11 protein-coding genes are annotated in these 11,243 nt (G+C 70.2%); 2 read left to right on the forward strand and 9 right to left on the reverse strand.

Annotated features, from left to right (window positions below):
* Position 1: 1 nt before the first annotated feature.
* Positions 2–1,321 carry an adenylate/guanylate cyclase domain-containing protein gene (locus LV457_RS14465; protein ID WP_305071247.1) on the forward strand — a complete coding sequence of 440 codons (1,320 nt, stop codon included), beginning with the start codon at positions 2–4 and terminating at the stop codon, positions 1,319–1,321.
* Here LV457_RS14465 and LV457_RS14470 read toward each other — a convergent pair.
* The 7 genes from LV457_RS14470 to LV457_RS14500 all read right to left on the reverse strand — a co-directional run bounded on the left by LV457_RS14470 (position 1,275) and on the right by LV457_RS14500 (position 8,136).
* Positions 1,275–2,441 (reverse strand): zinc-dependent alcohol dehydrogenase, encoded by a 1,167-nt coding sequence (locus LV457_RS14470; protein ID WP_232171903.1) that lies wholly within the window; start codon positions 2,439–2,441, stop codon positions 1,275–1,277. The genes LV457_RS14465 and LV457_RS14470 overlap by 47 nt on opposite strands.
* Positions 2,442–2,450: 9 nt before the next feature.
* Positions 2,451–2,936 (reverse strand): hypothetical protein, encoded by a 486-nt coding sequence (locus LV457_RS14475; protein ID WP_232171904.1) that lies wholly within the window; start codon positions 2,934–2,936, stop codon positions 2,451–2,453.
* 104 nt (positions 2,937–3,040) lie between these two features.
* Positions 3,041–3,538, reverse strand: a complete 498-nt coding sequence (locus LV457_RS14480) for a Dps family protein (protein ID WP_232171905.1) — start codon at positions 3,536–3,538, stop codon at positions 3,041–3,043.
* A 96-nt stretch (positions 3,539–3,634) separates the two neighbouring features.
* Complete coding sequence (locus LV457_RS14485) at positions 3,635–5,512, reverse strand: DUF2339 domain-containing protein (protein ID WP_232171906.1); 1,878 nt, start codon at positions 5,510–5,512, stop codon at positions 3,635–3,637.
* Positions 5,513–5,566: 54 nt separating this feature from the next.
* Entirely contained in the window at positions 5,567–6,319 is a 753-nt protein-coding gene (locus LV457_RS14490; RefSeq protein ID WP_232172120.1) for an amino acid ABC transporter ATP-binding protein, read from the reverse strand.
* Between the two features lie 20 nt (positions 6,320–6,339).
* Entirely contained in the window at positions 6,340–7,257 is a 918-nt protein-coding gene (locus tag LV457_RS14495) for an amino acid ABC transporter permease (RefSeq protein WP_232171907.1), read from the reverse strand.
* 3 nt (positions 7,258–7,260) lie between these two features.
* Positions 7,261–8,136 (reverse strand): ABC transporter substrate-binding protein, encoded by an 876-nt coding sequence (locus LV457_RS14500; RefSeq protein ID WP_232171908.1) that lies wholly within the window; start codon positions 8,134–8,136, stop codon positions 7,261–7,263.
* A 216-nt stretch (positions 8,137–8,352) separates the two neighbouring features.
* Here LV457_RS14500 and LV457_RS14505 point away from each other — a divergent pair, with 216 nt between their 5' ends.
* Entirely contained in the window at positions 8,353–8,910 is a 558-nt protein-coding gene (locus LV457_RS14505) for a DUF4190 domain-containing protein (RefSeq protein ID WP_232171909.1), read from the forward strand.
* Here the strand turns inward: LV457_RS14505 and LV457_RS14510 are convergent.
* Positions 8,900–9,784 carry an acyl-CoA thioesterase II gene (locus tag LV457_RS14510; RefSeq protein ID WP_232171910.1) on the reverse strand — a complete coding sequence of 295 codons (885 nt, stop codon included), beginning with the start codon at positions 9,782–9,784 and terminating at the stop codon, positions 8,900–8,902. The two genes, LV457_RS14505 and LV457_RS14510, sit on opposite strands and share 11 nt — an antisense overlap.
* Positions 9,785–9,803: 19 nt before the next feature.
* Complete coding sequence (pyk, locus tag LV457_RS14515; protein WP_232171911.1) at positions 9,804–11,222, reverse strand: pyruvate kinase; 1,419 nt, start codon at positions 11,220–11,222, stop codon at positions 9,804–9,806.
* Positions 11,223–11,243 lie beyond the last annotated feature (21 nt).

The following is an 11,243-nucleotide window of genomic DNA, read 5'->3' on the forward strand; positions in this document are numbered from 1 at the left end:
GATGGCACATCCGGGGCAGCGTTGGACGGACTGCGCGTCGTCCACGCGGTTTCGGCCCGGCGTCTCCGGCCGCACCCAGCACTACGTCGAGAGCGTGGCGCGGCGGCAGCGCGTGCTCGACATCACCGCGTGGATCGCCGCCGTGGTCAGTGGCGGCTTCGGGGCCTTCCAGCTGCTGACCGTCCACCCGCTGTGGCAGCTGGCGTTGATCAACGTCGCGAGCGCCGTGGTATTCCTGCTGATCCCGCTGCTGCACGGGTTCGGCGAACTCGTCGCGCCGCTCACCTTCATCGTCTTTGCCTACGCGTCGGTGTTCGCGTCGTGCTGGCACATCGGCACCGACAGCGGTCTGCAGTTCTACTTCCTGGTGTCGGCGTCGATCGGGGTGCTGGTGCTCGGCACCGAACGGGTGAAGCTGGCGTCGCTGGTCGCCGCCACCGGCGTCGTGCTGACGGTCGTGCTGGAGGTCCTGGTGCCCGGCGATCGGGGACTGCAACCGCCCTGGACGCTGACCGTCGGATTCATCTCGTCGGCGGCGACGTCGTGCGTGATGCTGTTCGCCGCCGTGTGGTACGCGATGCGCGAGACGGACCGCGCGGAGACGGCGATGGAGCTCGAATACGCCCGCTCCGAGGCGCTGATCGCCAACATGCTGCCCGCGAGCATCGCCGCTCGGCTCAAGGACCCCGACCACGAGGTGATCGCCGATAAGTACGACGACGCCTCGGTCCTGTTCACCGACATCGCCGGCTTCACCGCACGCGCCAGCGAGACCTCACCTACCGAGCTGGTGCGGTTCCTCGACCAGCTCTACGGCCAGTTCGACCGGCTCGTCGACCAGCGCGGGCTGGAGAAGATCAAGACCAGCGGCGACTCGTACATGGTGGTCAGCGGGGTGCCGGATCCCCGCCCCGACCATCTGCACGCCATCGCGGACCTGGCGCTGGACATGGTGGCCGCGGTGCAGGCGCTCGGCGGACCGACCGCCGAGCCGGTGCCGCTGCGCATCGGCATCGGGGTGGGACCGGTGGTCGCCGGGGTGGTCGGCTCCCGCCGGTTCTTCTACGACGTCTGGGGCGACGCCGTGAATGTGGCCTCGCGGATGGAGTCCACCGACGCCGTCGGCCGCATCCAGGTGCCCGACGAGGTGTACCGGCGGTTGCGCGACGACTTCACGTTCGAGGAGCGCGGCGACGTCGCCGTCAAGGGCAAAGGCGTCATGCACACCTGGTTCCTGACCGGTCGCCGGCGGTCGGCGTCGCCCGACGACGAGGTCAGGGCCGCATCGCAACTCGAATACAGCCCTCCTGCTTCTCCTTGAACAGCTGGTAGGCCCGCACCCCCTCCGTCAGCGGCAGGTCGTGGGTGATGAGCGCCGCCGGGTCCAGGTCGCCCTGCTGCACGTAGTCGAACAGCCGCTGCATGTACCGCTGGCCGTGCTGCTGCGCCGACTTCACGGTCAGGCCCTTGTTCGTCACGACGCCCATCGGGAACTTGTCGGTGAGGCCGTAGACGCCCAGCACCGACACCACGCCGCCCTTGCGACACGCCAGGATCGCCTGCCGCAACGCGCTCGCGCGGTCGGTCGACAACCGCAACGCTTGTTTGGCACGGTCGTACAGTTCCTGCACACCGGTGCTGTGTCCTTCCATGCCGACGGCGTCGATGCAGGCGTCGGGTCCGCGACCGCCGGTCATCTCCCGCAGCGACTCCTGCACGCTGTCGACCGCGCCGTAGTCGATGGTCTCCAGGCCGAGCCGCCGCGCCAACTCGAGCCGTTCCGGGTAGCGGTCGATGACGATGGCGCGGTCGGCGCCGAGCAGCAGCGCGCTCTTGGCTGCCATGACGCCCACGCCGCCCGCCCCCCACACGGCGACGGTGTCGCCGCCGCTGATGTCGCAGAAGTCGGCGCCCATGAAGCCCGTGGGCACGGCGTCGGACAGGAACAGCGCCTGCTCGTCGGTGACGTCACCGGGGATCGGGAAGCAGTTGGCGTCGCCGAACGGTACGCGGATGTACTCCGCGTGGGAGCCGGCGTACCCGCCGAACGGGTGGGTGTAGCCGTAGATGCCGCCGGACGGGTAGCCCAGCAGCGGCTGCTGCAGCGCGGCGTTCGGGTTGGTGGTGTCGCAGCAGGAGTACAGCTCGTGGTCGCAGTACCAACACTGGTTGCAGGCGATGAAAGACGGCACCACGACGCGATCGCCGACCGCGACGTCGCGCACCTCGGGGCCGACCTCGACGACCTCGCCCATGAACTCGTGACCGAAGACGTCGCCTTCCCGCATGCCGGGCAGGTAGCCGTCGATGAAGTGCAGGTCGGATCCGCAGATGGTGGTCAGCCGGACGCGCAGGATGACGTCGTGCGGGTTGAGAAGGGTCGGGTCGTCGACGGTCTCGACCGCCAGCTCGTTGACGCCGTTCCACACCAGGGCTTTCATGTCGTCCTCTCAGCGCGCCGACGCGCGCCCGCTCGGGTTCTGCCGGATGGTCGGGATTTCGCCGGTCTGCAGCAGCGCCCGGGCGCGGTACAGCATCGTGAACGCCACCGCACCGGTGACCAGGTCCGGCAGCGGCGTCTTGGGCGTCAGGGTGACCTCGGTGCCGAGCTGGTTGGGGGCCGGCCGCAGCGTCACCGTCAGCTCGGTGGCGTTGTCACCCACGAACCGCAACCGGTCGCCCTCCACCTGCAGGCGGGTCTCCCAGCTCGTCGCGTCGTCGCCGAGCGTCCACCGGTAGGTGTCCCCGTCCTGCGTCACCTCGCCGATCTCGCCGAGGAGCCGCGACAGCTGCTGCGGGTCGCGCCACAGCTGTGCCACGGCCTCGGGCGGCCGGCCGATGGTGACGGTCTGGGAACCGCCACTGCTGCTCGCGCGGTCGACGACCTGGCCGACCGCGTCGGTGACGCGTTTTCCGATGCTGGTGACGATGTTCACGGGTCCTCCTCAGGCGTACCTGTCAGGCGGTACCCGGGCCGTCCGCCCCAAAACAACACCCGCCCGCACACGAGAGGTGCGGGCGGGTGTGCCGAATGGGTGGGTCAGACCTTGCGGTTCTCCGACTTGATCAGCCAGGCCTGCTTCTCGAGCCCTTCGATCAGCTGGTGCAGGATGTCCGCGCTGGTCGGATCCTCCGCGTCGACCGCGTCGTGGACGTCGCGCATGGTGTCGACGACGGCGTAGACGCGCGCGACGATCAGGTCGACGGTCTCGGCGGTGCTGAGCTCGTAGGCCGGGAGCTGCGGCACGCTGGTGGTGGCCGCGACGGTGTCGGTGCGGCCGTCGGGCACCGCGTCGAGTGCGCGCATCCGCTCGGCGATCGTGTCGCTGCCCACGCGGGCGAAGTCGACCAGCTCGTCGAGCTGCAGGTGAAGGTCGCGGAAGTTGGTGCCGACGACGTTCCAGTGCGCCTGCTTGCCTTGGATGTGCAGCTCGATCAGGTCGACGAGGACGCGCTGCAGGCTGCGGGTCAGCGCCTCGGACGCCTGGGCATGCTGGATCTCGGCCTCGGTGCGGCGGTGGGTGGTGGCGGTGCTCATCGGTCGTCTCTCCTCACGCAGATGTCCGCTTGCCTGGTGTTAACCAGATCGGCACCGGATTTATTCGTTGACCGGTGTCAGGTGGCTCACGGAAGGTCAGCCAACCCTTTGCTGGTCGGAGGTCGGCGGCTCCGGCCGGTCCTGCTGGCTCAGCAGCTTCGCGTAGCCGGCGCCCATGCCGAGCAGCACGAGGCCGACGACGATGAAGACCGCTACGCGGAAGATGCCGTCGAGGGTCCCGAGGTCGAACAGGAAGAGCTTGGCCATGGCCGCGGCCGTCAGCGCCAGGCCGCCGGCGAGCGGCAACGGACGATCGGCCCGGGTCCGGCGCGCCGCGTACCCGAAGAGGGCGGCTGCCATCGCGATCCAGCAGATGGTGGCGGCCGTGTGGCCGGCAAGGAAGCCGTCCACCCCGGCGGCGAGCACCCCGGCGGTGACGGTGAACGCGGTGACCGCGTAGGCGATGACGACCACGCCGATCGAGAGCATGACCTTTGCGGTGTCGGCCGACACGGCGGGATCGCGCGACCAGGACCGCACCAGCACGACGGCACAGACGACGAGCAGCACGGCGGCGGCCAGCGTCGAAACCGCTTCGGTCGCCGTGGTTTCCGTCGGCCGCGCGAGCACCCCCGGGCCGGCGTAGGCGAGGAAGAAGACGGCGCCGACGGCCGCGACGCCCAGCGCCACCCACCGCAGCGTGCGGTCGCCACCGGCGGCGACCGCGGTGATGGCGGCCATCGCGAGCAACACCGGGGCGGTGACGTCGGCGGTCAGCGCTGTCATGACGGTCAGCACCGCGGCGATCCCGCCGGTGGCCTTGAAGACGTCGGCCGCCGGCCCCGCGACACCGGGCAACCGGGCGCCGAGGATGCCCGTCGCCACCAGGGCAACGGCCAGCACCCCCAGCAGCGGCGCGGCGAGGACGCGCGGCACCGCCGCACCGCAGGCCAGCAGTGGCACCACCCCGGCCATGCCCAGCAGCGCCACGGTGGCCGGTGGGGTGGTCCACCGCAGCAGCAGCACCGTTGCGACGACTGCGAGGAACGCCGCAACCGCACAGGCCGCACCGAGCGCCCACCCGTCGGTATCCGCGTCGAACTGGGCGTCGGCGATCGCCAACAGCAGCGGCAGCGTCGGGGCGGCGATCCGCGCGGCGTGCAGCCCGAGCCAGTTGCGGCCGAGCTGGACGGGCAGCGACACCGCGGCCAGGGCCAGCATGAAGCCGATCAGCAGCATCGTGACGCCGTCGGTGACGATCGGCGCGAGCACCAGCAGCGGGCCGATCACGAGTAGGCCGAGCGCCTGGCTGTTCCAGCGCCGCGTCAGCGCCAGCCCGGCGGCCGCCACCACGGCGGCCAGCACCAGCCCCACTCCCGGCGGCAACCAGCCGTAGCCGGTGGTCGCGGCGATCACGTCGATGTAGGCGGCGGCCACGCCGGTGGCGGCCAGCGCGACCGCCCCGACGCGGCCGCCGGGCCGGCGGTAGAACCACATCCCGGCGCCGACCAGCGCCGCCGCGAACACCGCGCCGCCGGCGACGCGCAGTTCCGGCCGCAGTAGCCCGGCCTGCGCCGCCAGCACCAGCAGCAGCACGACGCCGATCAGCGTGACGGCCACGCCCGCGGTCGCCAGCACCTTCCCGATCAGTCCCTCGTTCGAACGGCCGGTTGGCTGCGGTACCACCGGCTGGGCCGGTGCACCTGCAGGTGTTGCGGCGGGTGGCGCGGCAGGGTTGCTCGCAGCTTCCGTCGCGTAGTACTGCTGCCAGTAGGCGGCCGCCTGGTCGGGCTGCCAGTACGGCACCGGCTGGGGCGTCGGGACCGGAGCCGGTTGCGGTACCGGAGCCGACTGCGGCGCCGCGAGCTGCCGCTGCAGCGCACGCAGCTCGGCGGCGGCACGGGCCAGCCGGCCCGAGATGTCGGTGATCTCCGTCGACAATTTGGCGACGACGTCCTGGGGCGGTTCGACCATGTCCCTATCGTGGCAGCAACGCCGGGGGCCGGTTCGCGGATCTTTTCGGCTGTGTCACAGCAATTTCGACAGGAACGCCTGGGTGCGCTCCTGCTGCGGATTGGCCAGCACCTCCCGCGGCGCGCCGCGCTCCACGACCAGCCCGCCGTCCATGAAGACCAGCTGGTCGGCGACCTCCCGCGCGAAGCCCATCTCGTGGGTCACCACGATCATCGTCATGCCCTCGCCGGCAAGCGTCCGCATCACCCCGAGCACCTCACCGACCAACTCCGGGTCGAGCGCCGACGTGGGTTCGTCGAAGAGCATCAGCTTCGGGTCCATCGCCAGCGCCCTGGCGATGGCCACCCGCTGCTGCTGCCCACCGGACAGCTGCGCCGGATAGGCGTCGGCCTTGGCCGCCAGCCCCACCTGTGCGAGCAGGTCCCGTCCGCGCGCCACGGCCTCGTCCCGGCGGATGCCCTTGACCTTGATCGGCGCTTCGATGACGTTCTGCAGCGCGGTGCGATGGGGGAAGAGGTTGAAGTGCTGGAACACCATCCCGACGTCGCGGCGCTGCTGGGCGGCCTCCTTGGGCGGCAGCTCGTGCAGTTTGCCGCGGCGTTCCCGGTAGCCGACCAGTTCTCCGTCGACGTAGATGCGGCCGGCGTTGATCTGCTCGAGGTGGTTCACGCAACGCAGGAACGTCGACTTGCCGGAGCCGGACGGCCCGACGATGCACAGCACGCTGCCCCGGTCGACGGTCACGCTCACGCCGCGCAGCACCTGCAGTGCGCCGAAGCTCTTGTGCACCCGGTCGGCGACGACCATCGGGCCGGCGGCGGTGCCGGTCATGGCTGTTCGCCCAGCTGCGCCTTGGCCAGCGCTTCGAGCTGACGGGTGGTGAGCTTGCGGGACGCGCCGCGCGAGAAGTACTTCTCCAGGTAGTACTGCCCCACCATCAGCACGCTGGTGATCGCGAGGTACCAGGCGGCGGCGGCGAGGAACAGCGGGATCGGCTCGTAGAGCCGGGCGCCGATCTCGTCGCTGCGGCCGTACAGCTCGAGGCTGAAGGGCACCGCGGACACCAGGCTGGTCGTCTTCAGCATGGAGATCACCTCGTTGCCGGTCGGCGGGATGATCACCCGCATCGCCTGCGGTAAGACGGTGCGCCGCATGGTCAGCGACCACGACATGCCCAGCGCGGTGGAGGCCTCGATCTGACCCTCGGGCACGGAAGCTATTCCGGCGCGGACGATCTCGGCCATGTAGGCCGACTCGTTGAGTGCCAGCCCCAGCACCGCGAGCACAAAGGCGAGCTGCACGTCCTGCAGGCTGAACTCGAAGAACGTGGGGCCGAACGGGATCCCGAGTTGGATGTTCCGGTAGATCGACGGCAGCAGGCCCCAGATGACCAGCTGCACGTACACCGGGGTGCCGCGGAAGATCCACAGGTACAACCACGACACCGCCCGCAGCACCGGATTGGGTGAGAGCCGCATCACCGCGAGCAGCACACCGAGGACCACCGCGATCACCATCGAGTAGACGGTGAGTTGGATGGTGTACCAAGCACCTTCGATCAGCTCGGGATCGAAGACGTACTCGGCGAAGGTGCCCCAGCCGTACAGCTCGTTGGTGGCGGCGCCGTAGAGGAAGAGCCCGAGCAGGACCAGGAGGACGACGGCGGTCACCCACCGCCACGGATGCGGCAGGGGAACCGCATCGATGGGCGGGGCCGCCTCGGTCGCCGGTTCGGCGGAAGTCATGCGCTAGCTGACGGCTCCGTTGATGACGGGCTTGTCGACCTTGCCCTGTTCCCCGACGCCCCAGTAGGTGACGATCTTGTCGTAGTCACCGGTCTTGATCAGCTCTTCGAGTGCGGCGAGCAGCGCCTCGGTCAGCGGCCGGTTGTCCTTCGACACCGCCCAGCCGTAGGGCGCGGACTCGTAGATCTCGCCGGCGCCCTCGAGCTTCCCCTTGGCCTGCTGGATGGCCCACGCGACCACCGGGCTGTCGGCGGACACCGCGTCGGCCTGTTCGACGACCACCGCGTTGGTGGCCTGCGGCTGGTCGTCGAACTTGAGGATGGTGATGGCCGGCTTGCCCTGCGCGACGCACGCCTTGCTCTTGGCGTCGAGTTCCTCCAGTTGCGTTGTGCCGCTTTGCACCGCCACCTTGAGCCCGCAGGCGTTGTTCGGGTCGACGGGGCGGCCCGGGCGCTGCGCCCACAGCGTGCCGGCCCGGAAGTAGGTGACGAAGTCGACCTGGTCCTCGCGCTCCTTGGTGTCGGTGAACGACGAGACGCCGACGTCGTAGGTGCCGGCCTGCACCGAGGGGATGATGTTGTCGAAGGACGAGTCGCGGTATTCCGTCGTGAGCCCGAGGACCGCGGCGGCCGCGTCGATGAGGTCGACGTCGAAACCGACGAAGGAGTCGCCCTCCTTGGACTCGTTCGGGGGGTAGGACGCGTTCGTGCCGATGACGAGTTTTCCGGCGTCCTTGACGTCCGAGGGCAGCGAGTTGGCGATCTCCTCGACCTTGGCCGGTTGCGCGCCCGCTTTGTTGATGCTGCGCCCGCCGGAGCCTTCGTCACCACCGCCCGAGCAGCCGACCAGCACCAGCCCGGCCGCCACCGCGGCGGCCATCGCGCGCCGGCTCCCGTTTCCCCGCCGATTCCGCATGTTCAACGCTTGCCTCTTCCTTCAACGGGTCGCAGCCGTGCCGACGGTAGATGACCGGCCCGCCGGCGCGCACGGCCGGTAACCGAACATTAACGACCCGCCACCGCAGGCGTGCCCGTTCCCGCGACGAGCCCGCGGAAGTGACGCCGCCACGGCTCACCCGCCGGTAAGGTGCGGCCCATGACCGACTCCCCCGACTCGCCGGAATCGTCATCGGGCACACCGCAACCCGGCTATCCGCCGCCCCCGCCGCCGTCAGGCGCCTCATATCCCCCACCGCCGCCACCGTCCTCCGGCGGATATCCGCCCCCGCCGCCGCAGCCGTATGCGGACTACGGCGCGCCCACACCGGCGGCGCCCCGCAACGGCCTGGGCGTCACGTCCCTGGTGCTGAGCATCATCGGGATCCTGAGCAGCCCGGTGATCATCGGCCTGGTGCTCGGCATCGTCGGCCTGGTGCTCGGGATCCTGGGCCGCAAGCGCGTCAGCCGGGGCGAGGCGGACAACGGCGGCCTTGCGCTCGCCGGCATCGTCCTGAGCGTGCTGGCCATCGTGTTGGGCATCGTGTTCGCCATCATCTGGATCACCGCGGGCACCTGGTTCTGGAACGAGCTCGGCGGCCAGGACTTCGTGGACTGCGTCAACGACGCCGGAAACGACGCAACGGCCCGCCAGGCCTGCGAGTCCAGCTTCTCCAGCCAGGTCGAGGACCGGCTGAGCACCACGCTCACGCCGTAGGGGTGTCGCCGCCGCGGGCCGGGAAGTGCTTGACGATGCCCTCCTGGACCACGGTGGCCACCACCTGACCGGCGCGGTCGAAGAAGTGGCCGGTGCCCAGGCCGCGCGAGTCGGCGGCCACGGGTGAGGTGGTCGCGTAGAGCACCCAGTCGCTGAAGTCGACCTGCCGGTGGAACCACACCGAGTGGTTGACGGTGACGGCGAAGATGCGGTCGTAGCCCCACGACAGGCCGTGGGTGGTGATGATCGGGTCGAGCACCGTGGTGTCCGACGAGTAGACCATCGCCGCGGTGTGCAGCACCGGGTCGTCGGGCATCGGGCCGTCGGCCGTCAGCCACACCCGGTTGTGGTCCAACCGGCCGCCGCGGTCGCGCATCACCCAGGCCGGGTCGTTGGTGTAGCGCCATTCGATGGGGCGCAGCGCGCTGACGAAGTGCGGCACCACGTCCTCGTAGCCGCGCAGCAGCTCGTCGATCGGCGGCAGCTCGGTCGGCGGCGGCACCGCCGGCATCGGGACGTGGTGCTCGAGGCCGCGGCCCCCCGTCAGGAACGACGCCATCGCCGTCGCCAGCAGCTCACCGTCCTGGACGGCGTCGACCCGCCGGTTCGCGAACCGCCGCTCGTCGCGCAGCCGCGTCACGCGGAACTCGATGTTGCGCGCCGGGTCGCCGCCGGCGATGAAGTGCACGTTCAGCGCGGCGGGCGGCGTGGGGTGGCGCAGCGACCGGCTGGCCGCGACGAAGGACTGCGCCACGAGCTGCCCGCCGAAGGTGCGGACCGGGTTCTTACGCGGATGCCGGCCGACGAACACGTCGTCGCCGCAGCGCGTCAGCTCCAGCACGGCCAGCAACTCGGCGAGGTCGCTAGCGGCCATGCCGGTCCCTTCCTCGGGGCTAGTGGTCGTCCTCCCCGATCCGGTGAACGTGGATCAGGTTGGTCGAGCCTACTGTTCCCGGCGGCGCCCCTGCGACGATGACCACGAGGTCACCGCGCTTGTAGCGGCCGAGGTCCAGCAACGACTTGTCGACCTGGCGGATCATGCCGTCGGTGCTCTGCATGTGCGGCACGATGAACGTCTCGGTGCCCCACGTCAGCGCCAGCTGGCTGCGGATCTCCGGCAGGTTCGTGAACGCCAGCAGCGGCAGCGGCGTGTGCAGCCGCGCGAGCCGTCGCACGGTGTCGCCGGACTGCGTGAACGCCACGAGCGCCTTGGCGTCGAGCCGCTCACCGATGTCGCGGGCGGCATACGAGATCACGCCGCGCTTGGTGCGCGGCACGTGGGTCAGCGGCGGCGCGGTGACCGAGATCTGCTCCACGGCCGACACGATGCGCGCCATGGTCTTGACCGCCTCGATGGGATAGTGCCCCACCGACGTCTCCCCCGACAGCATCACCGCGTCGGCGCCGTCGAGCACCGCGTTCGCCACGTCGGACGCCTCGGCCCGGGTGGGGCGGGAGTTCTCGATCATCGACTCCAGCATCTGGGTCGCGACGATCACCGGCTTGGCGTTCTCGCGGGCCATCTGGATGGCCCGCTTCTGCACCAGCGGCACCTCTTCCAGCGGCAGCTCGACCCCGAGGTCGCCGCGCGCCACCATCACCGCGTCGAACGCCAGCACCACGGCCTCGAGGTTGTCGATCGCTTCGGGCTTCTCCAGCTTGGCGATCACCGGCACCCGGCGCCCGACGCGGTCCATCACGTCGTGCACCAGTTCGATGTCGCCCGGGGAACGGACGAACGACAGCGCGACGAAGTCGACCCCGAGCCGCAGCGCGAACTCGAGGTCCTCGATGTCCTTGTCCGACAGCGCGGGCGCCGAGACGTTCATGCCGGGCAGCGACATGCCCTTGTTGTTGCTGACCTTGCCGCCCTCGGTGACGCGGCAGACGACGTCGTTGCCGTCGATGCGGTCGACGATCAGCCCCACGTTGCCGTCGTCGACGAGCACCCGGTCACCGGGGGCGGCGTCCTGCGCGAGCCGCTTGTAGGTGGTGGACACGCGATCGTGGGTGCCTTCGACGTCGTCGACGGTGATGCGGATGGTCTCGCCGGTGCGCCACGTCGTCGGGCCGTCGGCGAACCGGCCCAGCCGGATCTTCGGCCCCTGCAGGTCCGCGAGGATGCCGACGGCGTGCCCGGTGGCGTCCGACGCCACCCGCACGCGGTCGTAGGACGCCTTGTGATCGCCGTGTTCGCCGTGGCTGAAGTTGAGCCGGGCGACATCCATGCCCGCTTCGACCAACGCCCGCACCGACTCGTCGGTGCTGGTAGCGGGCCCGAGCGTACAGACGATCTTGCCGCGTCTCGTCACGACATTCGAGCTTAGTGGCAG

It is taken from the genome of Mycobacterium sp. MYCO198283 (assembly GCF_021213805.1).
Taxonomy (GTDB): domain Bacteria; phylum Actinomycetota; class Actinomycetes; order Mycobacteriales; family Mycobacteriaceae; genus Mycobacterium.